The organism is Tabrizicola soli (assembly GCF_015999335.1).
GTDB lineage: Bacteria > Pseudomonadota > Alphaproteobacteria > Rhodobacterales > Rhodobacteraceae > Tabrizicola > Tabrizicola soli.
Genome location: NZ_JAEACP010000006.1, coordinates 84,409 through 109,075, shown reverse-complemented (window position 1 = coordinate 109,075; position 24,667 = coordinate 84,409). Strand labels below are relative to the sequence as shown.

Annotated in this window: 23 protein-coding genes; 8 read left to right on the top strand and 15 right to left on the bottom strand. The window is 68.8% G+C overall.

What is annotated here, in order from left to right; genetic code table 11:
• Nucleotides 1-28: 28 nt before the first annotated feature.
• From purB to I7S92_RS06965, 3 genes are all read left to right on the top strand, one after another.
• Nucleotides 29-1,333 (top strand): adenylosuccinate lyase, encoded by a 1,305-nt coding sequence (gene purB / locus I7S92_RS06975; RefSeq protein ID WP_197642772.1) that lies wholly within the window; start codon nt 29-31, stop codon nt 1,331-1,333.
• An 83-nt stretch (nt 1,334-1,416) separates the two neighbouring features.
• The gene (locus tag I7S92_RS06970; RefSeq protein WP_197642771.1) at nt 1,417-1,578 is read left to right on the top strand and encodes a hypothetical protein; all 162 of its coding nucleotides are present in this window, start codon (nt 1,417-1,419) and stop codon (nt 1,576-1,578) included.
• A 65-nt stretch (nt 1,579-1,643) separates the two neighbouring features.
• Entirely contained in the window at nt 1,644-2,723 is a 1,080-nt protein-coding gene (locus I7S92_RS06965; RefSeq protein ID WP_197642770.1) for a flagellar motor switch protein FliG, read from the top strand.
• Nucleotides 2,724-2,751: 28 nt separating this feature from the next.
• Here I7S92_RS06965 and I7S92_RS06960 read toward each other — a convergent pair whose 3' ends face one another.
• A complete protein-coding gene (locus I7S92_RS06960) occupies nt 2,752-3,318 on the bottom strand; it encodes an outer membrane protein (RefSeq protein ID WP_197642769.1) in 567 nt (188 codons plus the stop codon).
• A 184-nt stretch (nt 3,319-3,502) separates the two neighbouring features.
• On the opposite strand from I7S92_RS06960, the gene I7S92_RS06955 reads away from it, so the two are divergent.
• Together I7S92_RS06955 and I7S92_RS06950 are read left to right on the top strand one after the other, a co-directional pair.
• Nucleotides 3,503-4,399, top strand: coding sequence for a DMT family transporter (locus tag I7S92_RS06955; protein ID WP_197642768.1), 897 nt, complete (start codon nt 3,503-3,505; stop codon nt 4,397-4,399).
• Nucleotides 4,383-5,279, top strand: coding sequence for a lysophospholipid acyltransferase family protein (locus tag I7S92_RS06950; protein WP_197642767.1), 897 nt, complete (start codon nt 4,383-4,385; stop codon nt 5,277-5,279). The genes I7S92_RS06955 and I7S92_RS06950 overlap by 17 nt, the downstream gene beginning before the upstream one ends.
• 32 nt (nt 5,280-5,311) lie before the next feature.
• On the opposite strand, the gene I7S92_RS06945 is transcribed toward I7S92_RS06950, so the two are convergent.
• Nucleotides 5,312-6,007, bottom strand: a complete 696-nt coding sequence (locus I7S92_RS06945; protein ID WP_197642766.1) for a DUF1223 domain-containing protein — start codon at nt 6,005-6,007, stop codon at nt 5,312-5,314.
• A 171-nt stretch (nt 6,008-6,178) separates the two neighbouring features.
• On the opposite strand from I7S92_RS06945, the gene acnA reads away from it, so the two are divergent.
• Nucleotides 6,179-8,929, top strand: coding sequence for an aconitate hydratase AcnA (gene acnA / locus I7S92_RS06940; RefSeq protein WP_197642765.1), 2,751 nt, complete (start codon nt 6,179-6,181; stop codon nt 8,927-8,929).
• A gap of 69 nt (nt 8,930-8,998) precedes the next feature.
• Here acnA and I7S92_RS06935 read toward each other — a convergent pair whose 3' ends face one another.
• From I7S92_RS06935 to yajC, 9 genes are all read right to left on the bottom strand, one after another.
• A complete protein-coding gene (locus I7S92_RS06935) occupies nt 8,999-9,538 on the bottom strand; it encodes a DsbE family thiol:disulfide interchange protein (protein ID WP_197642764.1) in 540 nt (179 codons plus the stop codon).
• The gene (gene ccmD, locus I7S92_RS06930) at nt 9,538-9,690 is read right to left on the bottom strand and encodes a heme exporter protein CcmD (RefSeq protein ID WP_206761020.1); all 153 of its coding nucleotides are present in this window, start codon (nt 9,688-9,690) and stop codon (nt 9,538-9,540) included. The genes I7S92_RS06935 and ccmD overlap by 1 nt, the downstream gene beginning before the upstream one ends.
• On the bottom strand, nt 9,690-10,418 hold the full coding sequence (locus I7S92_RS06925) for a heme ABC transporter permease (protein ID WP_197642762.1): 729 nt from the start codon (nt 10,416-10,418) through the stop codon (nt 9,690-9,692). Before I7S92_RS06925 ends, ccmD begins: the two co-directional genes overlap by 1 nt.
• Before the next feature lie 54 nt (nt 10,419-10,472).
• Nucleotides 10,473-11,129: a heme exporter protein CcmB gene (ccmB, locus tag I7S92_RS06920; RefSeq protein WP_197642761.1), complete on the bottom strand. Its 657-nt coding sequence runs from the start codon at nt 11,127-11,129 to the stop codon at nt 10,473-10,475.
• A 70-nt stretch (nt 11,130-11,199) separates the two neighbouring features.
• Nucleotides 11,200-11,817, bottom strand: a complete 618-nt coding sequence (ccmA, locus tag I7S92_RS06915; protein ID WP_197642760.1) for a heme ABC exporter ATP-binding protein CcmA — start codon at nt 11,815-11,817, stop codon at nt 11,200-11,202.
• A 173-nt stretch (nt 11,818-11,990) separates the two neighbouring features.
• Nucleotides 11,991-12,344 (bottom strand): Mth938-like domain-containing protein, encoded by a 354-nt coding sequence (locus I7S92_RS06910; RefSeq protein WP_197642759.1) that lies wholly within the window; start codon nt 12,342-12,344, stop codon nt 11,991-11,993.
• Nucleotides 12,345-12,353: 9 nt separating this feature from the next.
• Nucleotides 12,354-13,325: a protein translocase subunit SecF gene (gene secF, locus I7S92_RS06905; RefSeq protein ID WP_197642758.1), complete on the bottom strand. Its 972-nt coding sequence runs from the start codon at nt 13,323-13,325 to the stop codon at nt 12,354-12,356.
• 17 nt (nt 13,326-13,342) lie between these two features.
• Nucleotides 13,343-15,010, bottom strand: a complete 1,668-nt coding sequence (gene secD / locus I7S92_RS06900; RefSeq protein WP_197642757.1) for a protein translocase subunit SecD — start codon at nt 15,008-15,010, stop codon at nt 13,343-13,345.
• 3 nt (nt 15,011-15,013) lie between these two features.
• Nucleotides 15,014-15,343 carry a preprotein translocase subunit YajC gene (yajC, locus tag I7S92_RS06895; protein WP_197642756.1) on the bottom strand — a complete coding sequence of 110 codons (330 nt, stop codon included), beginning with the start codon at nt 15,341-15,343 and terminating at the stop codon, nt 15,014-15,016.
• 184 nt (nt 15,344-15,527) lie between these two features.
• Between yajC and serS the strand changes: the two genes are divergently transcribed.
• Both serS and I7S92_RS06885 read left to right on the top strand, forming a co-directional pair.
• On the top strand, nt 15,528-16,814 hold the full coding sequence (serS, locus tag I7S92_RS06890) for a serine--tRNA ligase (protein ID WP_197642755.1): 1,287 nt from the start codon (nt 15,528-15,530) through the stop codon (nt 16,812-16,814).
• Nucleotides 16,815-16,868: 54 nt separating this feature from the next.
• A complete protein-coding gene (locus tag I7S92_RS06885) occupies nt 16,869-17,570 on the top strand; it encodes a TspO-related membrane protein (protein WP_197642754.1) in 702 nt (233 codons plus the stop codon).
• 68 nt (nt 17,571-17,638) lie between these two features.
• On the opposite strand, the gene der is transcribed toward I7S92_RS06885, so the two are convergent.
• From der to I7S92_RS06865, 4 genes are all read right to left on the bottom strand, one after another.
• The gene (gene der, locus I7S92_RS06880) at nt 17,639-19,108 is read right to left on the bottom strand and encodes a ribosome biogenesis GTPase Der (protein ID WP_197642753.1); all 1,470 of its coding nucleotides are present in this window, start codon (nt 19,106-19,108) and stop codon (nt 17,639-17,641) included.
• Nucleotides 19,109-19,156: 48 nt separating this feature from the next.
• Nucleotides 19,157-20,500, bottom strand: a complete 1,344-nt coding sequence (locus tag I7S92_RS06875; RefSeq protein WP_197642752.1) for an outer membrane protein assembly factor BamB family protein — start codon at nt 20,498-20,500, stop codon at nt 19,157-19,159.
• 41 nt (nt 20,501-20,541) lie between these two features.
• Nucleotides 20,542-21,198, bottom strand: a complete 657-nt coding sequence (locus I7S92_RS06870; RefSeq protein ID WP_197642751.1) for a hypothetical protein — start codon at nt 21,196-21,198, stop codon at nt 20,542-20,544.
• A 100-nt stretch (nt 21,199-21,298) separates the two neighbouring features.
• Nucleotides 21,299-24,661, bottom strand: a complete 3,363-nt coding sequence (locus I7S92_RS06865; protein WP_197642750.1) for a caspase family protein — start codon at nt 24,659-24,661, stop codon at nt 21,299-21,301.
• Nucleotides 24,662-24,667: the final 6 nt, after the last annotated feature.

The window sequence follows — 24,667 nt, the reverse complement described above, 5'->3', positions numbered from 1 at the left end:
GGCAACTTTCCCAGTCCAGAGGTCCCCGATGATCCCGCGCTATTCCCGCCCCGAGATGGTGGCGATCTGGTCCCCGGAAACCCGCTTCAGGATCTGGTTCGAGATCGAGGCCCACGCCTGCGACGCCCAGGCCGCCCTCGGCGTGATCCCCAAGGCCAATGCCGAGGCGGTCTGGCGGGCGAAGGACGTGACCTTCGACGTGGCCCGGATCGACGAGATCGAGACCGTGACCAAGCATGACGTGATCGCCTTCCTGACCCATCTGGCCGAGCATGTCGGCGCCGAGGACGCGCGCTTCGTGCATCAGGGGATGACTTCCTCGGACGTGCTGGACACCACGCTGAACATCCAGCTGGTGCGGGCGGCGGACCTTCTCCTGAAGGGCGTCGACCGGGTGCTGGCGGCGCTGAAGGCGCGCGCCTTCGAGCACAAGGACACGCTGCGGATCGGCCGCAGCCACGGCATCCATGCCGAGCCGACCACGATGGGCCTGACCTTCGCCCGCTTCTACGCCGAGATGGCGCGCAACCGCGCGCGGCTGGTCGCGGCGCGGGCCGAGGTGGCGACCGGCGCGATCTCTGGCGCGGTCGGCACCTTCGCCAACATCGACCCGGCGGTCGAGGAGCATGTCTGCAAGATGCTGGGCCTTTCGCCCGAGCCGATCAGCACCCAGGTGATCCCGCGCGACCGGCATGCGATGTTCTTCGCGACGCTGGGGGTGATCGCCTCGAGCATCGAGAACGTGGCGATCGAGATCCGCCACATGCAGCGCACCGAGGTGCTGGAGGCCGAGGAGTTCTTCTCGCCCGGCCAGAAAGGCTCCTCCGCGATGCCGCACAAGCGCAACCCGGTGCTGACCGAGAACCTGACCGGGCTTGCGCGGCTGGTCCGCATGGCCGTGGTCCCGGCGCTGGAGAACGTGGCCCTCTGGCATGAGCGCGACATCAGCCATTCCAGCGTCGAGCGGATGATCGGGCCGGATGCCACGATCACGCTGGACTTCGCGCTGCACCGGCTGGCGGGCGTGGTCGAAAAGCTGGTGGTCTACCCCGAGAACATGTTGAAGAACATGAACAAGTTCAAGGGGCTGGTCATGTCGCAGCGCGTGCTGCTGGCGCTGACGCAGGCCGGCGTCAGCCGCGAGGACAGCTACCGCCTGGTGCAGCGCAACGCGATGAAAGTCTGGGAGAAGGGCGCCGACTTCAAGACCGAGCTTCTGGCCGATCCCGAGGTCACGGCGGCCCTCTCGCCGGCCGAGATCGAGGAGAAGTTCGACCTCGGCTACCATACCAAGCACGTCGACACGATCTTCGCCCGCGTCTTCGGGAAGTGACTCCGCCGGGCCGCGAGATTTCACGCTTGATTGCGCGCGGCCCGTGCTACCTTTCGGTAAGCAATACCGACAGGAGGACGACCATGAAGATCGCAGTGACCCTCACCGCGCTGGCCCTCTCGGTGGCGCCGGCCTTTGCCAACGGCTGCCATGACAAGGTGAAGGAGGAGACCGCGGCCTCCTGCATGCCGGGCTATGTCTGGGATGCGGCGACCGCGACCTGCACGGCGGCAACGTCGAGCTGAGGCGGATAAGCCCGCGTTAACCCGCGGCTGCGAGGCTGGACCGGAGAGATTCGGAGCCGCCCCGCATGACCCAGGACCTTGTCCCCCTCGCCCGCATCGCGCCTGCGCGCCGGGCGCTGTCGATCACCGGCCCCGACGCACGCCGGATGCTGACGCCGCGGGCCAAGGCGGCGATCATCGTGCGCTACCTTCTGACAGAAGGCGCCGCATTGCCGCTCGCCTCGCTGCCCGAGCAGATGCAGGCCGCCCTTGCCGAACAGATGGGCCAGATGCGCCTGGTCGACCGCACCACCCTGGACGGGGTGGTGGGGGAGTTCCTGTCCGAACTGGAATCGGTCGGCCTCGCCTTCCCCGGCGGGATCGAGGGGGCGCTGAACATGATGGACGGCCATATCTCGCAATCGGCGGCGACGCGGCTGCGGCGGATGGCGGGGGCAACCGCGAAGGGCGACCCTTGGGAGCGGATCGTGACCCTGCCGGTGGAGCGGCTGCTGCCGATCCTGACCGACGAGGCGGTGGAAGTGGGGGCGGTGATGCTCTCGAAACTGCCGGTGGCGCGGGCGGCGGACCTCCTGGGCAAGCTGCCCGGCGACCGGGCGCGGCGGGTGGCCTATGCGGTGTCGATGACCGGCAACGTCGACCCCGAGACCGTGCGCCGCATCGGCCATGCGCTTCTGGCCGAGCTTGACAACCAGCCCTCCCGCGCCTTCGAGACCGCGCCGGTGCAGCGGGTGGGGGCGATCCTGAACGTCTCGCCCGCGCTGACCCGGGACGACGTTCTGCAGGGGCTGGAGGCCGAGGATGCCGCCTTCGCCGCCGAGGTGCGCAAGGCGATCTTCACCTTCGTCCACATCCCCGACCGCGTCCCGCCGCGCGACGTGCCGAAGATCACCCGGCTGGTCGAGCAGGCCCAACTGGTCACCGCCTTCGCGGGCGCCCAGGGCAAGCCCGAACTTGAGGCGGCGGCCGAGTTCATCCTGGCCAATATCTCGCAACGCCTGGCCCAGGGCCTGCGCGAGGAGATGGGGGCACGCGGCAAGATCAAGGACAAGGAGGCCGAGGAGGCGATGAACGCCATCGTCAACGCGATCCGCGGGCTGGAAGCCTCGGGCGAGATCGCCCTGATCCAGCAGGAAGAGGAGTAAGGGGCCGCCGGTGACGGCCCCCTCCGGATCAGAAGCGGTAGTCGAGACGCAGCGACAGGTCGGCGTTTTCGGCGTCGATGCCGCTGTCGTCGTAATTGTCCTTGTTCTCGACCACATATTCCAGACCGGCATGGAATTTGTCGGTCAGGGCGATCTTCGCGCCCAGACCATAGATGGTCACGGTATCGGAATAATCGGTCACGGAGTCGACCTCGTACTGCGACAGGCCGACAAAGGCATAGGGCAGCAGCCGGCCGGCATCATAGCCGCCGATCAGCTTGAGGCGCGTCGAGGTCCAGTCGTCCGACAGGAACGCGTCGAAATCGCCGCTGACATGGGCAAGTTCGCCGCCAACCACGAAAGTCCCGAGATCGCGCAGATAGCCGATCTGGGCACCGAACCCCTCAGTGTCGGTTTCGGTCACGCCGCCGTCATCGCTGGCTGTCCCCCGCAGAACCGACAGACCTGCGTAGAAGCCTGTCCAATCCATGCCGGGGGCCGGAGCCGCCGCGACTTCGACCGGCGCTTCGACGACCGGCTCGGCGATACCGCCGGCGACGGCCGGGCTTGCAAGCGCGGCAAGGGCCGCGATCATGACGGTATGTTTCATGGCTGTCCTATCCCTTCGGGTGGCAATCATGACATTTGAATACACCTCCGGTTCCCCGTTGCCGAGGCGTCCGCCGAATGGACATATGCGAATTCCGCAGCTCGTGACCGAAACGACACGGGCACTTTCCCCCTTTCCATCGCCGCGCGCCGCCCCTAGCCTCCGCCGGATGCACCCTCTCCCCCCCTCCTCCGTCTCGCGCGGCGTGGCGCTGATGATCGCGGCGATCCTCTTGTTCACCGCGATGGATGCCACCGCCAAGGGCCTGATCGGGCGCTATCCCGCGCCGCAGGTGATCTGGGTGCGCTTTGCCGGGCAACTGGCGCTGGTGCTGGCGATCCTCGGGCCGCGGCTCGGGCCGGTCCTGCGCACGCGGTTCCCGGCGCTGCATTTCTGGCGCTCGGCCTCGCAGTTCGGGGCGACGACCTTCTTCTTCCTCTCGCTGCCCCATGTCGGCCTGGCCGAGGCCACGGCGATCGCCGACCTGAACCCGGTGCTGATCACGCTGGGCGCCGCGCTCTTCCTGGGCGAGCGGCTGGGTCCGCGCCGCATCGCGGGCGTCGTCGTGGCGCTGGCCGGCGCGATGATCGTGATCCGGCCGGGGGCGGGCGTCTTCACCTGGTGGGCGCTGCTGCCGGTCTGCTGCGCCCTGTCCTATGCCACCTCGGCGCTTCTGACCCGGAAGATCGGCGCGCAGGAAAGCGTCTGGGCCTCGATGGTCTATGCCGCGCTGTTCGGCACCATCGTTGCCGGGGCGGCGCTGCCCCTCGTCTGGCAACCGATCGCCGCCACCGACCTGTGGCGCTTCGGGCTGATCGCCTGCCTCGGCACCGGGGCGCAGCTTTGCATCATCCGCAGCTTCTCGATCACCGAGGCGAGCGTGGTTGCCCCCTTCGCCTATCTCGGCATCGTCTTCGCGGCCTTCTGGGGCGTGGTCCTCTTCGACCAGTGGCCCGACCGCTGGACGGTGATCGGCGCGCTTGTGATCGTGGGCGCGGGACTTTATGTCTGGCACCGCGAAACGAGAGGCGCGCGCGCCCCAGGCCCCGATGTCGACCGAAGCTGACGACCGCCCGCCATTCCGGCTTGACCATTTCCTGGTGAACCTCGCCGCCCGCGGGCTGATCGGGCTGGCGCTGGCGCTGCCCTACCGCTGGCGGGTGGGCTTCGGCGGCTGGCTGGTGCGGCGGGTGGTGGGTCCGCTGGCCGGCTACCGCGAGCGGGCGCGGGCGAATCTCGCGCTGATCTGGCCCGACCGGCCCGAGGCCGAGCGCAACGCCATCGCGGATGCCTCCCTGGACAATGCCGGCCGCACGCTGATCGAGAACTACTCCACCACCGCCTTCCAGGCCCGCGCCGCCGCGACCGAGCCGCAGGGGCCGGGCTATGCCGCCCTGATCGCCGCGCGCGACGAGGGGCGGCCGGTGATCCTGGTCTCGGGCCATTTCGGCAATTACGAGGCGGCGCGGGCCTCGCTGGTGGCGCGTGGGTTCGAGATCGGCGGCCTCTACCGCAACCTGCGCAACCGCTATTTCAACGCACATTATGTGCGCACGATGGAGGCCTTCGGCGGCCCGGTCTTTCCGCAGGGCCGCGCCGGAACGGCCGGGTTCGTGCGCCACCTGAAGACGGGGGGGCAGCTGGTGCTGCTCTTCGATCAGGACGTGCCGACGGGGGCGGCGCTGCCCTTCCTCGGCCGGCCGGCGCGCACGGCGCTGTCGGCGGCGGAACTGGCGCTGCGGCTCAAGGCGGAGCTGATCCCCTTCTTCGCGATCCGCCAGCCGGGCGGGCTGGACTTCCGGGTCGAGCTGGACGCCCCCGTCCCGCACGGCGATCCCGAGACGATGATGCGGCAGGTGACGGCCGCGCTGGAGGAGCGGGTGCGCGCCCATCCGGGGCAATGGTTCTGGATCCACCGCCGCTGGAAAGGCAGGGCGCGGGTGTAGGGTGGGTGATTCACCCACCCTGGCCGTCCGCCTCACTCCACCCGGGCAGCGGCCAGGATCGTCGCCGGTCCCGCGCCCTGGACGATCACGGCGCCCGGCTCCTGACCGGCGAAGGCCGCCGTCAACTCCAGCGGTTCCTGCCCGCCCCAGTCGCCCAGGCCCTCCCAGGAGGTCACGATATTGGTGTAGGTGATCGTCCGCCCGGCATTCTCGCCGCGCTCGATCGTCACCGTCTCGGCCGGCTTGTAGCGGACAAGCTGCACCCGCACCGGCTCGGTCAGGGGCGGGTCGGCCTCGGCATGGATCACCAGAAGATCGCCCTGGCGCGTCACGCTCAACCGCACCGGCGAACCTTCGGCCAGATGCGCGCGCAGCCGGTCGGCCGTCTCTTCCGGCGCGAATCCCTCGATCCGGTCCCGGCCGCCGATGATCAGCTGCGGCGTGTAGATCGTGCGCGAGCCCGCCGCCCTGGCATAGGCCCGCTGCCGGTCGGTGAATTTCGGATGCGCGAACTTGTCGGCCCAGCCGATATAGTCCCAGTAATCGACATGCAGCGCCAGGGGCAGGATCCGGGGGTCCGAGGCCAGCATCGCCACGAATTCGTCGGCCGGAGGGCAGGCGGAACATCCCTGGGAGGTGAAAAGCTCGACCACCACCACCGGCTCTGCCTGGACGGGGGCCACCGCCGCCAGCCAGAGGCCGCAAACGGCGCTGACGTAATGTCGCATGTCGCCTATCCTGATCCCGTGAACCCCTGTGCCGTTATAAGGATGCCCATGGGCCCGAGCCAATCAAGGTTTTGCGAGAGTTCGTCACCGTGATGAAATCCGGGGCTGGATATTCGGCATACAATTGCATACAATGACGCGCAGCAGCCGCCTTCGCTTAAAGGAGCCACCATGACCGTCACCGTCGGACACGACCAGAGCCGCACCCGCAAGACCCTGACCGCGGGCGGGCAGAGCGTCAACTACTATTCGATCCCCGCCGCCGAGGCTGCGGGTCTGGGCGAATTCTCGAAACTCCCCGCCAGCCTGAAGGTGGTGCTGGAGAACATGCTGCGCTTCGAGGACGGCAAGACGGTCACCGTCGATGACATCAAGGCCTTTTCGGACTGGGGCAAGAACGCGGGCAGGAATCCGATCGAGATCGCCTATCGCCCGGCGCGCGTGCTGATGCAGGATTTCACCGGCGTGCCGGCGGTCGTCGACCTCGCCGCGATGCGCGACGGGATCAAGGGCCTCGGCGGCGATGCCCAGAAGATCAACCCGCTGTCGCCGGTGGACCTGGTCATCGACCATTCGGTGATGATCGACGAATTCGGCCATCCCCGCGCCTTCCAGATGAACGTGGACCGCGAATACGAGCGGAACATGGAGCGTTACGTCTTCCTGAAATGGGGCCAGAAGGCGTTCGACAACTTCCGCGTCGTGCCGCCCGGCACCGGCATCTGCCACCAGGTGAACCTTGAATACCTGGCGCAGACGGTCTGGACCGACACCGACCAGAACGGCGAGCCGGTGGCCTATCCCGACACCCTCGTCGGCACCGACAGCCACACCACCATGGTCAACGGCCTTGCCGTCCTGGGCTGGGGCGTCGGCGGGATCGAGGCCGAGGCGGCGATGCTGGGCCAGCCGGTCTCGATGCTGATCCCCGAGGTCGTGGGCTTCAAGCTGACCGGCGAGATGGTCGAGGGCACCACCGCGACCGACCTCGTGCTCAAGGTCGTGCAGATGCTGCGCAAGCATGGCGTGGTGAACAAGTTCGTCGAATTCTACGGCGAGGGGCTGGACCGCCTGCCGCTGGCCGACCGGGCGACCATCGCCAACATGGCCCCGGAATATGGCGCGACCTGCGGCTTCTTCCCGATCGACAACGAGACCCTGCGCTACCTGCGCAACACCGGCCGGGACGAGGCCCGCATCGCGCTGGTCGAGGCCTATGCCAAGGCCAACGGCATGTGGCGCGGCGAGGATTACGATCCGATCTACACCTCGACGCTGCATCTCGACATGGGCGAGATCGTCCCGGCGATCTCGGGCCCGAAGCGGCCGCAGGACTATCTGCCGCTGACCGATGCCGCCCGCGCCTTCTACAAGACCGTGGCGGATTATCGCGGCATCGACGTGACCCCCGCCGCGCAGGCCATGGCCGCCGAAGGCCCTGCCCCGGTGCCGCCCGCAAAGGACCCGCGCCGGGTCGTCAGCGTCGAGGGCCGGGACTTCACCCTGACCGACGGCTCGGTGGTGATCGCGGCGATCACCTCCTGCACCAACACCTCGAACCCCTATGTGATGATCGGCGCCGGCCTGGTGGCGCGCAAGGCGCGCGCGCTCGGCCTGACCAGCAAGCCCTGGGTCAAGACCTCGCTCGCCCCCGGGTCGCAGGTCGTCAGCGAATACCTTGACGCCGCGGGCCTGCAGGCGGATCTGGACGCCGTCGGCTTCAACCTCGTCGGCTATGGCTGCACCACCTGCATCGGCAACTCGGGCCCGCTGCAACCCGAGATCTCCGCCGCCATCGCCGGGGGCGATCTGGTGGCGACCGCCGTCCTGTCGGGCAACCGCAACTTCGAGGGCCGGATCTCGCCCGACGTGCGGGCGAACTACCTCGCCTCGCCGCCCCTGGTCGTGGCCTATGCCATCGCCGGGGATCTGAACATCAACCTGACCCGCGACCCGATCGGCCAGACCCCGGACGGCAAGGACGTGTTCCTCAAGGACATCTGGCCGTCGAACAAGGAGATCGCCGACATCGTCCATGCGGTCGTCACGCGCGAGGCGTTCCAGAAGAAATACGCCGATGTCTTCAAGGGCGACGCCAAATGGCAGGGCGTCGAGATCACCGAGGCCGAGACCTACGACTGGCCCGCAAGTTCGACCTATATCCAGAACCCGCCCTATTTCCAGGGCATGTCGAAAGCGCCGGGGGTGATCAGCAACATCACCGGGGCACGGGTGCTGGCGCTCTTGGGCGACATGATCACCACCGACCACATCTCGCCCGCAGGCAGCTTCAAGGCCACCACCCCGGCCGGGAAATACCTGACCGACCGCCAGGTGCCGGTGTCCGAGTTCAACTCCTACGGCGCCCGGCGCGGCAACCACGAGGTGATGATGCGCGGCACCTTCGCCAACATCCGCATCCGCAACGAGATGCTGGACGGCGTGGAAGGCGGCTATACCAAGGGCCCGGACGGGGCGCAGACCTCGATCTACGACGCCTCGATGGCCTATCAGGCGGCCGGCACGCCGCTGGTGATCTTCGGGGGCATCGAATACGGCGCCGGCTCCAGCCGCGACTGGGCGGCCAAGGGCACCGCGCTCCTCGGCGTGAAGGCGGTGATCGCCGAATCCTTCGAGCGCATCCACCGCTCCAACCTCGTCGGCATGGGTGTGATCCCGTTCGAGTTCCTGCCCGGAGAGACTCGCAAGACGCTGGGCCTGAAGGGCGACGAGGTGGTGTCGATCGGCGGGCTGGAGGGCGACCTGAAGCCGCTCAGCCTCGTGCCCTGCACCATCCGCTATGCCGACGGGACCGAGAAGACGATCCAGATCAAGTGCCGGATCGACACCGAGATCGAGGTCGAATACGTCGAGAACGGCGGCGTGCTGCACTACGTCCTGCGCAACCTCGCGGCGCAGTGAAGGCTTCGCCCGTGAAACGAGAAACCCCGGCCCGAGGGCCGGGGTTTTTCTTTCCGGTTGGGCACAAGCTCAGCCCCGACCGGCGAGCGCCTTTTCCAGCTCGGGCACGAAGCGCGCCTCGTAGTCCGTCCCGACCAGCGGCCCGACGAAGCGGAACAGGACCTTGCCCTCACCGTCGATGATGAAGGTCTCGGGCGGGGCGGTGACGCCCCATTCCACCCGGTTGCGACCGTTCGGATCGGTGGCGACGCCCAGGAAGGGATTGCCCTCCTCGGCCAGATAGGCGGTGGCCTTGGCGTCGTCATCCATCATGTTGACCCCGGCCACGCGGATCCCGCGACCGGCCATCTCCAGCAGGACCGGATGCTCGGCCCGGCAGGGCGGGCACCAGGTGGCCCAGAAGTTCAGCACCGTCACCTCGCCCGTGCGCAGGTCGGCATCGGTCAGGACCGGCACCTCCGGCAGGCCGGTGGCAGGCAGCGCCGGGGCCTCGCGCCCGATCAGGACGGAACGCAGCTCGCCCGGATTGTCGCGATACATGCCGAAATAGAACAGCCCCGCCATGCCGAAGAACAGCACCAGCGGCAGCATCAGAAGCCACCTAAGCATCACTTCTCCCCCTGCCGCGCCTCGACCTCGGCCAGCGCGCGCTTGACCCGCGCCGCCTGCCAGAGCGACAGCCCCACCAGCGCCGCGATCAACAGCGCCGCCAGCACATAGGAGCCGATCACCGCGCCCGCGTATTTCCCCAGTTCCGGCATCACGCCACCCTCTCGCGCGCCAGAAGCGCCTGCAGGCGGCGCTGGCGGATCTCGGTCCTGGTGCGCATCAGGACCATGGTGATGAACAGCAGGATGAAGCCCGCGATGCAGACCAGGAGCGGCAGCCAGAACACGTCGGCCACGTTCTCCTCCTTGTCCAGCGACAGCGAGGCCCCCTGGTGCAGCCCCTGGTTCCAGAAGTTCACCGCATAGCGGGAGAGCAGCGCGAAGACCGAACCGACGAGGCAGAGGATCGAGGTCAGGTCGGCGGCGGTGTCCGGGTTCTCGATCGCGGACCAGAGCGCGATATAGCCCAGGTAGAACAGGCACAGGATCAGGAACGAGGTCAGCCTCGGATCCCAGGCCCACCATGTCCCCCACATCGGCTGGCCCCAGAGCGCGCCGGTGACCAGCGCGATCAGGGTGAAGGTCAGCCCCACCGGCGCGGCCGCCTTGGCGGCAAGCGCCGAAACATGGTGGCGGCGGACGATCCAGATCATCGAGGCGACCAGCATCATCGCCCAGGCATTGATCGCCATCATCGCCGAGGGCACATGCAGGTAGATGATCTTGACGGTCGAGCCCTGCTTGTAATCGTCGGGCGTGAAGAAGAAGCCCCAGACAAGGCCGGTGACGAGCAGCGCCACGGTCAGCGCCACCGCCCAGGGCAAGGCCCAGGCCGAGGTCTGCATGAACTTCTTCGGGTTCGCATATTCCCAGATCGACATGGGCTCCGCCTATCCTGTTCCCCGGTATCTCTCAACTCACCATCGCGCGAAAACCTAGCGCAAATTGACGCGCAGCGCCGCCGCGGCGGCAAAGGGCAGCAGCGCGGCCGCACCGAGGCTGATCGCGGCCAGCAGGGCAAGCGGCGTGCCCAGCGCCATGCCCTCCGCGCCGCGGCGCACGACCTCGGCCCCGAAGATCAGGGTCGGGACGTAAAGCGGCAGGACGAGGAGGCTGAGGAGGAGCCCGCCGCGCCGCAGGCCCACGGTCAGCGCCGCGCCGAAGGCCCCGACCATCGACAGGGTGGGCGTGCCGAGAACAAGGCTCAGGGCCAGCCAGCCATAGGCCGGGGGCGCAAGGTTCAGCAGGACGCCGAGGCCGGGGGCGAGCAGCGTCAACGGCAGTCCCGTCACCAGCCAATGCGCCAGCGCCTTCATCGCCACAGCCCCTTCCAGCGGCAGGGGCGAGGTGGCGAGAAGATCGAGCGAGCCGTCCTCGTGGTCCAGCGCGAAGATCCGGTCCAGGGACAGGAGGCAGGCCAGAAGCGCCCCGACCCAGAGGATGCCGGGCGCGATCCGGCCCAGCGTCCCGCCTTCGGCCCCGACGCCCAGCGGCACCAGGACCGCAAGGATCAGGAAGAAGGCCAGCCCCAGCCCGAAGCCCCCGCCGGAACGCAGGGCCAGCCGCAGGTCGCGGATGAGAAGCGCCCTCATGCCCTGCCCCCTTGCGCTTTTTCCAGATACTCCCGCCGAAGGCTCCGGCAGCGGACACAGGTGCCACGGATCATGCGAAAGCCTCGTCGAAACCGTCGCGGGCCAGGACCCGGGTGCGATAGGGGTCGAGGTCGAGGATCCGCGCCTCGGGCAGGCCGAGGTCGACATGCGTCGCGATGACCGCCGCCCCGCCCTGCCGCAGATGCTCGCGCACCACCGCCGCGAACAGCGCGACCGAGGCCACGTCGAGGCTGACCGTCGGCTCGTCCAGCAGCCAGAGCGGACGGCCGGTGACCAGCAGACGCGCCAGGCCGAGGCGGCGCTTCTGGCCGGCGGAAAGCTCGCCCGCCCGGCGGCGGATCAGGCCGGCAAGGTCCAGCGCCGCGATGGCGCGCTCGGGCGGGGGGCCGCCGTAGATGCTGGCCCAGAAAGCCAGGTTCTCGGCCACGGTCAGGGTGGATTTCAGCCCGTCGGCATGGGCGGCATAGGCGACGGCATCGGGCGAGAGCATGACCCGCCCCGCGACCGGCGGCTGCAGCCCCGCCAGCGTGCGCAGAAGCGTCGTCTTGCCCGAACCGTTCGGCCCGCGCAGGACCAGCGCCTGCCCGGCGCCGACCGCAAAGCCCAGCCCGGCCAGGACGGTCACCCCGCCGCGCGCGACGGAAAGATCGGTGGTCTCCAGTATCATGCGGCAAGGCCTAGCGCATGGAAGGCGGGGCGAAAAGGGGAATGGTCAAGTCGGCGCGCGCAGTTGTTCGGTGTCCGGGGAAGGTCCAGGCCCGGCAGCATGTGGCGCAACATTGGTGACGGGGGCCAAATTCCTTCGAAGGAATTTGCAAAAGTTTTCGAAAACTTTTGGCCTCACACCGGCAGCAGCGCCACCGCCACCCGCCGCCCCTCGCCCAGAAGCACGTTGTAGGTGCGGCAGGCAGTGGGCGAGGCCATGATCTCCACCCCGATCCCCTGCCCCTCCAGCGCCGCGCGGAAGTCCGGCGGCACATGGGCGATCGTCGCTCCGGTGCCGACGAAGAGCACGTCGATCCGGCCCGCCAGCGACAGGGGGGCCGCCGTATCCTCCAGCCCGCCCCAGGGGCCTGCGTCCCAGGGGGTGATCAGGCAGGGCCCGCGCAGGACATGACCGCCTACGCGGAAGAAGCCGGGACCGTAGCCCTCGATCGGCATCGCGCTGCCATAGGTGACTTCGGTCAGCCGCATCGGGCCCCCTCAGGCGTCCACGTCGGCGAATTCGCCCTTGTTCGACTTCTTCGGCTTGTCGCCCCGGTCGACCCCCAGCATCAGCACGATGTTCTTCGCCATGTAGAGCGTCGAATAGCTGCCCAGGATGACGCCCAGGATCATCGCGAAGACGAAGCCCCGGATCACGTCGCCGCCGAAGAAGACCAGCACGATCAGCGAGATCAGCGTGGTGCTCGCGGTCATGATCGTGCGCGACAGCGTCTCGTTGGTGGTCAGGTTCATCAGGTCGCGCAGGGGCATCTGCTTGTATTTCGCCAGGTTCTCGCGCAGGCGGTCGAAGATCACCACCGTGTCGTTGACCGAATAGCCGAGGATGGTCAGCAGCGCCGCGACGATGGTCAGGTCGAACTTGATCTGGAACAGCGAGAAGATCCCGACCGTCACCAGCACGTCATGGACCAGGGCCGCCACGGTGCCGACAGCGAACTGCCATTCGAAGCGGACCCAGACGTAGAACAGGATCCCCGCCGCGCCCGCCAGCACCGACAGCAGCGCCGAGGTGATCAGCTCCTCCGAGACCTTGGGCCCGACCGATTCCACGGCCGGAAACAGGATCGCCGGATCGACCGTCTTCAGTGCGGTCTCGACCTCGGCGATCACGGCCGGGGTGACGGCCTCCTCGCCCTCACGGGCCGAGATGCGGATCATCGAGACATGCTGGTCGGGGCGGAAGGCGGGGTCGAAGACCTCGGAGATCGAGACATCGCCCAGGCCGAGGGTCGAGAGCGCCTCGCGATAGGCGCCCACATCCACCGGGGTGGTCGATTCGGTGCGGATCGTGGTGCCGCCCCGGAAGTCGATGCCGAAGTTCAGCCCCATGACCAGAATGATCACCACCGAGGCGACCATGGCCGCGATGGAGGAGCCGAAGGTCAGCCACTGGATCTTGAAGAAGTCGATGTTGGTCTTTTCGGGGACGAGCCGCAGGCGCCAGGCCATTTTTCACATACCTCCGGTCAGACCACGATCGCCTTGGGCCGCCTCAGGTCGAACCACAGCTCGACGATGAAGCGCGTCACATAGACGGCGGTGAACATGGATGTCAGGATCCCCAGCCCCAGCGTGACGGCGAAGCCGCGCACCGGGCCCGAGCCGAGCCAGAACATGATGACGGCCGTCAGAAGCCCGGTCACGTTCGAGTCCATGATCGCCGAGAAGGCCCGTTCGAAGCCCATCTCGATGGCGCGGCGCGGATTGCCGCCGTCGCGCAGCTCTTCGCGCATCCTCTCGTAGATCAGCACGTTGGCGTCGACCGCCATGCCCATGGTCAGCACGATCCCGGCGATCCCCGGCAGGGTCAGCGTCGCGCCGATGGTCGAGAGCACCGCCATGATCAGCGCGATGTTGATGGTGAGCGCGATGTTCGCCATCATCCCGAACCAGCCATAGGAGGCGATCATGTAGACCGCGACCGCGACCATGCCGACCAGGCCCGCAGCCTTGCCTGCGTCGATCGAATCCTGGCCGAGTTCCGGCCCGATGGTGCGTTCTTCCAGGAAGTTCATCTCGGCCGGCAGGGCCCCCGCGCGCAGAAGGATGGCGAGGTTGGTCGATTCCTCGACCGTGAAGCTGCCGGTGATGATGCCCGAGCCGCCGGGAATGTGGCTCTGGATCACCGGGGCCGAGATCACCTCGTTGTCCAGCACGATGGCGAAGGGGGCGCCGATGTTGGCGGCAGTATAGTCGCCGAACTTGCGCGCGCCGGTGGTGTCGAAGCGGAAGCTGACCGAGGGCTTGTTGTTCTGGTCGAACGAGGGTTGCGCATCCACGAGGTCCTCGCCCGAGACGACCGGGCTTTCCTCGACGATGTAGTAGACCCCCTTCTCGTCCACCGAAGGCAGAAGAAGGTTGCGCGGCCCCGGTTTCGCCCCGGCATCGGTGGTGCGGCTGACGACCGCGTTGAAGGTCAGCTTCGCCGTGGTGCCGATCAGGTCCTTCAGCTCCTGCGCCGAGCCGATGCCGGGCACCTGGATCAGGATCCGGTCCTGGCCCTGGCGCTGGATCGTCGGCTCGCGCGTGCCGGCCTGGTCGACGCGGCGGCGGATGATCTCCAGCGACTGCTGGATCGTGCGCTCGTCGGTGGCGCGCTTCTCGGCCTCGGAGAGCTGGACGATGATGTCGCTGTCCTGCGAGGTGACGTCCAGCGTGCTCTGGCCGACGCCGGTCAGGGTGACCACGCTGCTGCCGAGGCCGCGCACCGCCTCCAGCGCGGCGGCCATGCCTGCGGGATTCTCGATCGTGACCCGCAGCACCCCCTCGGGCGAGGGCGCGCGGCGGACGTTGCCGACCTGGTCGCGCAAGCCGCGCAGGGCATCGCGCACCTCGGGCCAGAGCGCGTCGATCCGGCTCTTGTAGACGTCCTCGACCCGGACCTCGGCCAGAAGATGCGCGCCGCCACGCAGGTCGAGGCCGAGGTTCATCAGCGCCGAGGGCAGGACGCCGGGCCATTCGGCCAGCGCCGCTGCCTGGTCCGGGGTCGCGGTGCCGCCCGCGGCCGCGATGGCCGCCGCGGCGTCGTTATGCTGCTCGACCCGCGTATAGAACAGGTTCGGCACTGCGGCCAGGATACCCCAGGCGCAGATCATCAGGATCAGGCCGCGCTTCCACAGCGCCGTGGATGACATGGTTCAGCTCGCCGCCGGTTCGGTCTTGTTCAGGACCTGGCTGATCGTGTGCCGGATCACCTTGACCTTGACGCCGTCGGCGATCTCGACCTCGACCATGCCGTCTTCCTGCACCTTCGAGACCTTGCCGACGATCCCGCCAGAGGTCACGACCTGGTCGCCCCGCCGCAGCGCCTCGACCATGGCGCGGTGGTCCTTCATCTTCTTCTGCTGCGGACGGATGAGCAGGAAGTAGAAGATCACGAAGATCAGCACGATCGGCAGGAACTGCGCGATTGCGGCCCCGGACGAGGGGGCACCTGCGGCCTGGGCGAAGGCGGGAGTGACGAACATGGGCATCCTTTCCTGCGGGGCGGGCGGCCCTGCATGGGGCGGCCCGTTCGATTGTCGCCCATGTAAGGCCTTTCGCGCCCCATTGCCAGAGGGCGCGCGCGCTCCGGGGGCCTCTGCCGACACCTTCCCACCGCCCCCGCAATCGGGCATAAGCGCCGGCGTAAGCGTTCCAGAGGGCCAGACCATGCACGATATCCGCTTCATCCGCGAAAACCCCGCCGCCTTCGACGCGGCGCTGGCGCGGCGTGGGCTGGCGCCCATGTCGGCGGAGCTTCTCGATATGGATGAGGGCCGTCGCATCGAAATCCGGGCAGCCGAAACCGCCGCTGCCGAGCAAAATACCGCATCGAAAGCGGCAGGCGTCGCCAAGGCAAGTGGCGATGAAGCGGAGTTCAACCGCCTGCGCGATCTGGTGACGTTGCGGAAGAACGATGCGATCAAGTTGACCGACAATGCCAACAAGCTTGACGCAATGCTGCGCGACGCGCTGATGCGGATCCCGAACATGGCGCTGGACGAGGTGCCCGAAGGGCCGGACGAGACCGCGAACGTCGAGATCCGCCGCTGGGGCACGCCGCGCGAGATGGCGTTCAAGCCGTTGGAACATTTCGACATTCCCGCGGCGCGGGGCCTGGACTTCGCCACCGCTGCAAAGCTCTCGGGCAGCCGCTTCGTCGTCCTGCGCGGCGCGGTGGCCCGCGTCCATCGGGCGCTAGCGCAGTTCATGCTGGACCTGCACACCGGCGAGCATGGCCTCGCCGAGACCTGGACCCCGGTCCTGGTGAAGGAAGAGGCGATGTACGGCACCAACCAGCTGCCGAAATTCGCCGAGGACAGCTATCAGACCACCAACGGCTGGTGGCTGATCCCGACCTCGGAAGTGACGCTGACCAACTCGGTCGCGGGCGAGATCCTGGACGAGGCCGCCCTGCCCCTGCGGCTGACCGCGCACACGCATTGCTTCCGGTCCGAGGCCGGGTCGGCAGGCAAGGACACCACGGGGATGCTGCGGCAGCACCAGTTCGAGAAGGTCGAGATGGTGACGATCTGCACCCCGGAAACCGCGCTGGCCGAACACGAAAGAATGACCGGCTGCGCCGAGGCGGTGCTGCAGCGGCTGGGCCTGCCCTACCGGACCATCGTCCTCTGCACCGGCGACATGGGATTCGGCGCGCAGAAGACGCATGACCTGGAGGTCTGGCTGCCGGGGCAGAACACCTTCCGCGAGATTTCCAGCGTCTCGACCTGCGGCCAGTTCCAGGCGCGGCGGATGAACGCGCGCTATCGTCCGGCGGGCGGCAAGCCGGAGTTCGTGGCGACGCTGAACGGATCGGGCCTCGCCGTGGGGCGCTGCCTGATCGCGGTGCTGGAGAACGGGCAGGAGGCGGATGGCAGCGTGACCTTGCCTTCGGCGCTGGTGCCCTATCTTGGCGGCAAGGGCCGGATCACGGCGGAGGGCCAGCTCGCCTGACGGGAACCCGTTGAGGCGGCAGGCGTTTTCGCCCGACCTTCGAGGAGAGACCCGATGCGCGTGCGTGCCGTTTTCCTGCTGTGCCTGGCGATCCTCTTCGCGCTGACGCCGCTGATGCTGCCCAGCTTCGACGGCTATGACCCCGAGGATTTTCCGGTAGAGGTGCTGCGACCCTCGGTGCAGCCGGCGGGCTATGCCTTCTCGATCTGGCTGGTGATCTATGTCGGGCTGATCCTGCATGCGGGTTATGGCTTGCTGCGCCGGGCCGACGCTCCGGCCTGGGACCGGCCGCGACTGCCGCTGATGGCGGCGCTGGTCCTGGGGATCACATGGGTTGCGCTGGCCGAGGATCAGCCGGTGGCGGCGACGGTGACGATCCTGATCATGCTGGGGGCGGCCCTGACCGCCGTGCTGCGAACCGGGCGCGAGGACCGGCTTTGGCTGATGCCGCCGATTGCGCTTCTGGCAGGCTGGGTCACGGCAGCGGCGGGAGCGGCCTCGGGCGTTACGCTGGCGGGGCTGGGCTGGCTGACCGACACGGCGAGCGCGGTGGTCTGTATTCTGGGGGTTCTGCTTCTGGCGGCGGGGATGCAGCTGCGGCTGGGCCGGGTGCCGGAATATGGCGCGGCGGTGGTCTGGGCGCTGGTCGGGATCACGGTGGCGAACTGGGGGCTGAACGCGACCGTGGCCTGGCTGGCGCTGGCTGGCGCGGTCGTGATGCTGGGGGCGGTTACGGTAGTGGCCCGGCGCCGGTAGGGTGGGCAATCTGCTCAGGTTACATGGGGTGAGGACGGGGTGGTGGGCAGATTGCCCACCCTACAGGTTCATTGTCCGGTATTCTTTTCCTTGTGCTTGCGCAGCCGCGAGGGTGTGTGGAACTTGCGTTCCTTCCAGGGGTTCTGGTCGCCCTGTGAGCGCAGGAACAGCCGGATCGGCGTGCCCGGCATGTCGAAATGGTCGCGCAACCCGTTGACCAGATAGCGCTTGTAGCTCTCCGGCAGCTCGTCGGGCCGCGAGCATTTGATCACGAAGCCCGGCGGACGGGTCTTGGCCTGGGTCATGTAACGCAGCTTGATCCGGTGACCACCGGGGGCGGGCGGGGGATGCGCCTCGGTCATCGCGCCGAGCCAGGAGTTGAGCTTGGCCGTGGGGACGCGGCGGTTCCAGACGTCATGCGCCTTCAGGATCGCGTCGTGCAGGCGGTCAAGGCCCCTGCCCGTCTTGGCACTGACCGTAACCAGCGGCGCACCGCGAAGCTGGGGAAGCAGACGCTCGAACATCTCCTTCAGCTCGGCCAGCTTTTCCTGCTTGTCGTCCTCGAGGTCCCATTTGTTGACTGCGACCACCACCGCCCGGCCTTCGGTTTCGGCGAAGTCGGCGATGCGCAGGTCCTGCACCTCGAAGGGGATTTCCACGTCGAGCAGGACGACCACTACTTCCGCGAAGCGCACGGCGCGCAGGCCGTCGGCGACGGAGAGCTTTTCCAGCTTCTCCACCACCTTGGCCTTCTTGCGCATCCCGGCGGTGTCCCAGATCCTGATCGGCGTGCCCTGCCAGTCGGCGCGGACCGAGATCGCGTCGCGGGTGATCCCGGCCTCCGGCCCTGTCAGCATCCGGTCGGTGCCGAGGATCTTGTTGATCAGGGTGGATTTTCCGGCGTTGGGACGGCCGATGACGGCGATCTGCAGGGGCTTGGCGGCGGTGGGCTTGTGGGCCTGATCGTCCGCCTCTAGCTCGGCCTCGTCTTCCGAAATGTCGGTGTCGGTCTCCGGCAGCATCTCGGCTTCCCGGGGGGCGAATTCCTCCTCGAAGGGCTTCAGCGCGCGGTAGAGATCGTCCATCCCCTCGCCATGCTCGGCGGAGAGGCGGATCGGCTCGCCAAGGCCCAGCGAATAGGCCTCCAGCGCGCCGGAATCGCCCGCCTTGCCCTCGGCCTTGTTCACGCCGAGGAGGACGCGGGCGGCCTTCTTGCGCAGGATGTCGGCGAAGACCTCGTCCGAAGGGGTGACGCCGGCGCGGCCGTCGATCAGGAACAGGCAGACATCGGCCATGTCGACGGCACGCTCGGTCAACCGCCGCATCCGGCCTTGCAGGCTGTCGTCCGTCACCTCCTCCAGCCCCGCGGTGTCGATTACGGTGAAGCGCAGGTCGAAAAGCTTCGCATCGCCCTCGCGCAGGTCGCGGGTCACGCCGGGCTGGTCGTCGACCAGCGCAAGCTTGCGGCCGACGAGGCGGTTGAAGAGCGTCGACTTGCCCACATTCGGGCGGCCCACGATGGCGAGGGTGAAGGTCATGTCTTGCGTCCAGGCTTCGCGAAGCCGCCCAGATACACGGCTTCGCCCCTATCGGAAAGCGTGAAGTTGCCCGTTGCCGCCGACGACATAGAGCGTGCCGCCCGCCACGGCCGGCTGCGCGGCCGCCCCGCCGGGGATTTCGGCGGTGTAGGTGAGCGAACCGTCGGCCGGATCGAAGGCGCGCAACAACCCGTCGGAGGACACCACCATCACCCGCCCGCCCGCGAGGACCGGGCCGTAATGGGCGAAGATGCCCTTGCGCTTCCTGATCTTTTCCTTGGTGTAATAGGGCATCGGCACCGACCAGATCACCGCGCCGGTGGCGGCGTCCAGGCGCACCAGCTCGGCCTCGTCGTTGACCAGGAAGACCGAGCCGCCCGCCACCGCGACCGGGCCCAGCGCGCCCTCGCCCGCCGACCAGATCTTCTCGCCCGAGGCGGAGGACATCGCCACCGTCCGGCCCGAGCCGGTGCCGGCATAGAGCGTGCCGCCGTCGATCACCGCATCGGCCGTCACGTCCGGGGTCAGGGCATAGGCCGCGCCCAGCCGCTTGCCGGCCAGCGAGGATTGCCAGATCTTGTTGCCGCCGCCGATCTTCAGCACCGCCATCAGATCGCCCCCGGACGAGGGGAAGATCACCGCGCGGTCGCCGACCGTGGGGGCCGCGCTGCCGAGATAGCCGGACGCCCCGGGGGTGCCGACGACCTGCCAGAGGACCTTGCCGTCCCTCGCGTCGATCGCCCAGGCCGAGCCGTCGCGGGCGCTGACATAGACCGCGCTGCCATCCGTCGCCGGCGCGCCGGTCACCGGGGCATCCACGCGCTGGCGCCAGATCACCTGGCCCGAGGCCGCGTCCAGCGCCACCACCTCGCCATAGGTGGTGGTGGCGTAAAGCCGCCCCTCGCCCGCCGCCAGCCCGCCGCCCGAGACGCCGCCGCCCTTGTCGAAGCTGGCGGTCAGGTCGGCCGACCACAGCGTGCCGCCCCCCGTCGAGGTCGCGGTCACGACCGAGCCCGCGTCCATCGTGAACACCCGTCCGCCCGAGACGACCGGGGCCGCCGCGATGCGGGCCCTGCGGCTGGAGCCCGCGCCGATATTCGCGCTCCACACCCGCTGCGGCGTGGGCGAGAGGGCGGCATGCGGCATCAGGTGGCGGGCATTGCCGCCGCGATGGGTCCATTCGCCGGTGTTGCTCTGCCCCGGCAGCGCGATCGCCAGGCTGGTATTGCCGGGCTCGGCCGGGGCGGTCGGGGCGGGCTCGCCCTCGACCGGGCGCGAGGCGTCAAGGTCGGCGCGGACCGGGAAACGCTCGCCCGGAAGGACCAGCTCCTTCGGCCCGCAGGCCGCCAGAAGCGCCAGCAGGGCCGCGCCCGTCATCAGCCTGATCGTCATGCCAGCCACCTGCAAGCTTCCTTCCGTCATGTCCTTCGCCATCAGCCGGACGAGGCCTCGGGCGGCGTGCCGCCAAGCGCCGTCACCACCTGCCCCGCCCGCGCCTTCAGGGCGCCCGAGGCTTCCTGGTCCTGCATCAGCGCCTGCAGCGCGGTGATCGCGGCCTCGGTCTGGCCTTCCTCGATCAGGAGATAGGCAAGCTGTTCCTCGGCCAGGGTGCGATAGGGGCGCCCCGGCGCGGCGATGGCCTGCAGCGCGCTGCGGCGGTCGGCCAGCTCCATCCCGGCCCCGGCCACAAGCACCCGGCGCAGCGTGGCCAGGTCGCGGTAGCTGACGGGCAGCGAGGCGTCGGCGATGATCGCATCCAGCGCGGCAAGGGTGGCGGGCTGGTCGGCCTTGGGGTCCGAGGCCAGGATCAGGTTCAGGATCGCGCCCTGCTGGCCATCGGCCGGGATCGCGGCCAGCGCGGCGCGGCGCTCCTCGGGCGAGCCGAGATCGAGCGCGTCGATCAGCGCGTCGCCGAAAGCCTCGGCCCGCGCCTCGGCCCGGGATTTCGACCATTCGTTCCAGGCCGCGCCGCCGACGATGCCAAGGACCAGAAGGACACCGATCCAGCCGTATTTGCGGAACAGGCCGAACAGGCGGTCACGGCGGACCTCTTCGGTGACTTCCTCGATGAAGCTGTCCGGATTGCTCACACGCCGCCCCTTGCCTGTGCTTCAGGCCCTGCCTTCGCTTTGCATCGTCTTACAGGGAAAGGCCAAGCGTTGCCAAGCCCCGCCCCGCCGGGGTCGGCGGTCAGAATTCCGTGGGCAGGCCCAGGGCGCGGCGGAATCCGGCGATCCAGTCCTCATAGCCCTGCGGCAGGCTGCCATCGGCCTGCATCTCCTCCAGGATCGCCAGGGCCTCGCGGTTCTCGGCGGCGGGGTCCTGCAGAAGCGTGCCGCGCAGGTCCAGCGCCCGGACCACGTCCAGCCGGTACCAGGGATCGTCCGGATAGGTTGCCGCAAGGTTGCGCATCATCGACAGGCTGGTGTCCTGATGCGACAGCGCCTGGTCCATGTCGCCCGTCGCCGCCAGCATCGACGCCACCCGTTCGTAGCTGACGGCAAGGTCGCGATACCAGCCCGGCTCGCTGCTGTCGCGGCCGACCAGCCATTCGCGCAAGGCAAGGCTCTCGCGGTGGGCTTTCAGCGCGCCGGCCGGATCGCCCGCCTTTTCCTGCGCATTGCCCAGCCGCTCCAGCCCCACGGCCAGATCGCTGGCCCAGGAGGTGTTGTAGGCGTCGAGGTCGATCAGGCGGCTGCCCATCGCCACCATGTCGCGGAAGGTGGCGACGGCAGCGCGGGAATCGCCCAAAAGATCCTGCGCGTCGCCCAGCCGGTTCAGCGCGACAAGGCGGTTGTGGACATGGTCGGGCTCTTCCGGGGCAAGCTGGAGCAGGCGGTCCGCGGTCGCCATCCCGCCCTGCGCCACCACCAGCGCCTCGCTGCCGCGGCCAAGGTCCAGCAGAAGCGAGCTGTGCTGGTTCTGCGCCAGCGCCAGATCGTAAAGATCGAAGGTCGATTCCGGCGCCGCCCCGGCGAGGTCCTGGCGCAGTTCCACCGTCTCGGCCAGCAGCGGCTCGGCCGCGGGACCGTCGCCCCCGGCGATCCGCATATCCGCCACCCGCAGCAGCGAGAAGGTCAGGTCGCGGCGGTATTGCACCACGGCCGGGTCGGCGGCGACCATCGCGCGGCGCAGGGCCAGCGCCTCGTCATGGCTGGCGGTCGCGCCCGCCAGATCGCCCATCGCCTGCTGCAGGTCGCCGATCTTTTCCAGCGCGATGCCCAGGTCGCGCTGCCGGGGCAGGTTCTCGGGGTCGAGCATCACGATCCCCTGCCGCAGCTCCAGCGAGCGTTCCTGCGCCGCCAGCGCCGCCACCAGGTCGTTCTGGTCGTAAAGGATGTCCCCCACCCGCTCGTGGCTGACCGAAAGGTCGCGCTGCCAGAGCATGTTGGTCGGGTCGAGCGCGGCCAGCCGCTCGCGGATCGCCAGCGCCGCCTGATGCGCCAGCAGCGCCGAGTCCTGGTCGCCGCGCCGGTTGTTGATGTCGCCGATCCGCTCGAAGGTGACGGCAAGGTCGCGCTGGCGCAAGGTGTTGCCGGGGTCGAGCGCGGCCAGTTCCTCGCGGATCGCCAGCGCCTTGCCGTAGGTCTCGAGGCCCGCCTCGAAATCGCCGTCCTCGACCAGCGTGTCGCCGATGCGTTCATAGCTGACCGAAAGATCGCGGCGGATCTCCTCGTCGCCGGGATATTCCGCCGCCAGCGCCTCGGTCACCTCCAGAGAGATGCCGAAGGCCGCGCGGGCCCCGGCCTTGTCGCCCATCGCCGCCAGCACGTCGCCCAGCCGCTCCTGCGTGAACGAGATATCGCGGCGGTAGGTCGGGCTGGCCGGGTCCGTCGCCAGCAGCGCCTCGGCCAGCGCCAGCGCCTCGCGGTGGGCCTCCAGCGCGCCGGCAAAGTCGTTGCGGGCCAGGCGGATCTCGCCCAGCTTGTTGCGGGCCACCTGGCGGTCGCGCATCAGGTCGGGATCGTCCGGCATCTGGTCGGCCTGCCATTGCGAGAATTCCAGCGCGCTGGCATAGGCGGTCTCGGCCTCGCGCAGATAGCCCTGCTGCTCCAGCACGTCGCCCATGCTGTTCAGCGACCAGATCAGCTCGCGCACCCAGTACACGTCGGTCGGGTCGGCCGCGATCCGCGCCTGGGCATAGTCGCTGCGGCGGCTGTAGGCGGCCAGCGCGCCCTGGGTATTGCCCGCCACCAGCTGCAGGTCGCCCAGATCGGCCAGCGCGGCCGTGTAGTTGAACTGGGTCTCGCGGTCCAGGTCCTCGTCCTCGACCTCGGCGTAAAGCGCCACCGCCTTGCCAAGGTCCGAGATCGCCAGGTCATAGCGCAGGTCGGTGCGGGCGGCGTTGGCGTTCAGAAGATGGGTCGCGGCTTCCGAGAGGGTGCGCGACAGATAGGTCTCGCGGATCGTGCTGCGGGCGGTGGCGTCGATCTCGGCCGCCTCGGTCAGCAGCGCGCGGGCGGTGTCGAAGGCCCCCAGCGTCAGCGCCTCGTCGGCCTGGCCGCGCAGGTCGGCCACGCGCGGGTCGTCCGAGCGGAAGCGTTGCAATTCGGTCTGGAACTGCTCGTAGGACTGCGCGGCCTCCAGCAGCAGGCGGGCGCGTTCCTCGGGCGATTGCGCCTCCAGATCGGCCGAGAGCAGGGCCGCGTAAAGCGGGGCGAGCGGCAGGTTGCGGGTCGCGGCCAGCGTCTCGACCTCGGCGCGCAACTCGGGGGTCAGGTCGGCCATGGCGATCAGCAGCTGGTCGCGTTCCGGAAGCGCGCCCTGCCCGGTGATGAACACCAGTTCGGGCAGGCCGCTTTCGATATAGGGCAGCTGCCGGCCCCGGCTGCGGTCGTAGACGTCCTGCTGCACCAGCGTCAGCGCGGTCCGCAACTCCACCCCCGCGGTCCCGAGATGGCGCGAGAGGGCCGAGGTGAAGGGGGAATTGTCGCCCTCGCCATCGGCGGCGGTCTCGTTCGGGGCGGCGGCGAAGGCAAAGAGGACGCCATCCGCCCGCCCCATCCGGCCCAGCCCCGGCGCGGGCTGGCCCTGCGCCACCACCGGCGGATCGTCGGCCAGAGCGGCGGCCCCGCGCCCCTCGGCCCCGCCCCCGGCGAAAGGATCGTCGCGGCATGCGTCCAGCAGCATGATCACCACCGGCGCCACCGCCTGCAGCGCCGCCTGCGCCTCGGCCATGGGCAGAGCGGTCGCCGCCAGACGCTCGGCCGAGCTGGCATCGGTGTCGGTCGGCAGGAGGTAGTTCACCCCGTCGATCGCCACCCCATGCCCGGCGAAGAACATGAGCGCCACATCCGCGCCTTTCGCATCGGCCTGGAAATCCTCAAGCGCGCGGCGGGTGCGGCGCAGGTCGCGGTTGGTCTCGACGACGACCTCGAAATCCAGCTTCTCGAGCAGCCCCTCCATCACCCGGGCGTCGTTCGACGGGTTGGTGAGCGGCCGGATGCTGCGGTAGTCGTCCACCGCAAGGATCAGGGCCACGCGACGCTCGGCCAGGGCCGCGACCGCAAGGCCCAGCCAGAGCACCACCGCCAGAACCACCCGCCACGCCATCGCCCG

Coding starts and splice junctions, on each gene's coding strand:
- serS (WP_197642755.1), top strand. CDS start 15,528: ATGCACGATATCCGCTTCATCCGCGAAAACCCCGCCGCCTTCGACGCG.
- ccmD (WP_206761020.1), bottom strand. CDS start 9,690: ATGCCGGAACTGGGGAAATACGCGGGCGCGGTGATCGGCTCCTATGTG.
- I7S92_RS06955 (WP_197642768.1), top strand. CDS start 3,503: ATGCACCCTCTCCCCCCCTCCTCCGTCTCGCGCGGCGTGGCGCTGATG.
- yajC (WP_197642756.1), bottom strand. CDS start 15,343: ATGTTCGTCACTCCCGCCTTCGCCCAGGCCGCAGGTGCCCCCTCGTCC.
- I7S92_RS06910 (WP_197642759.1), bottom strand. CDS start 12,344: ATGCGGCTGACCGAAGTCACCTATGGCAGCGCGATGCCGATCGAGGGC.
- I7S92_RS06960 (WP_197642769.1), bottom strand. CDS start 3,318: ATGATCGCGGCCCTTGCCGCGCTTGCAAGCCCGGCCGTCGCCGGCGGT.
- secF (WP_197642758.1), bottom strand. CDS start 13,325: ATGGCCTGGCGCCTGCGGCTCGTCCCCGAAAAGACCAACATCGACTTC.
- I7S92_RS06885 (WP_197642754.1), top strand. CDS start 16,869: ATGCGCGTGCGTGCCGTTTTCCTGCTGTGCCTGGCGATCCTCTTCGCG.
- I7S92_RS06875 (WP_197642752.1), bottom strand. CDS start 20,500: ATGACGATCAGGCTGATGACGGGCGCGGCCCTGCTGGCGCTTCTGGCG.
- I7S92_RS06965 (WP_197642770.1), top strand. CDS start 1,644: ATGACCCAGGACCTTGTCCCCCTCGCCCGCATCGCGCCTGCGCGCCGG.
- I7S92_RS06935 (WP_197642764.1), bottom strand. CDS start 9,538: ATGCTTAGGTGGCTTCTGATGCTGCCGCTGGTGCTGTTCTTCGGCATG.
- acnA (WP_197642765.1), top strand. CDS start 6,179: ATGACCGTCACCGTCGGACACGACCAGAGCCGCACCCGCAAGACCCTG.
- I7S92_RS06950 (WP_197642767.1), top strand. CDS start 4,383: ATGTCGACCGAAGCTGACGACCGCCCGCCATTCCGGCTTGACCATTTC.
- ccmB (WP_197642761.1), bottom strand. CDS start 11,129: ATGAGGGCGCTTCTCATCCGCGACCTGCGGCTGGCCCTGCGTTCCGGC.
- secD (WP_197642757.1), bottom strand. CDS start 15,010: ATGTCATCCACGGCGCTGTGGAAGCGCGGCCTGATCCTGATGATCTGC.
- I7S92_RS06945 (WP_197642766.1), bottom strand. CDS start 6,007: ATGCGACATTACGTCAGCGCCGTTTGCGGCCTCTGGCTGGCGGCGGTG.
- ccmA (WP_197642760.1), bottom strand. CDS start 11,817: ATGATACTGGAGACCACCGATCTTTCCGTCGCGCGCGGCGGGGTGACC.
- der (WP_197642753.1), bottom strand. CDS start 19,108: ATGACCTTCACCCTCGCCATCGTGGGCCGCCCGAATGTGGGCAAGTCG.
- purB (WP_197642772.1), top strand. CDS start 29: ATGATCCCGCGCTATTCCCGCCCCGAGATGGTGGCGATCTGGTCCCCG.
- I7S92_RS06970 (WP_197642771.1), top strand. CDS start 1,417: ATGAAGATCGCAGTGACCCTCACCGCGCTGGCCCTCTCGGTGGCGCCG.
- I7S92_RS06865 (WP_197642750.1), bottom strand. CDS start 24,661: ATGGCGTGGCGGGTGGTTCTGGCGGTGGTGCTCTGGCTGGGCCTTGCG.
- I7S92_RS06925 (WP_197642762.1), bottom strand. CDS start 10,418: ATGTCGATCTGGGAATATGCGAACCCGAAGAAGTTCATGCAGACCTCG.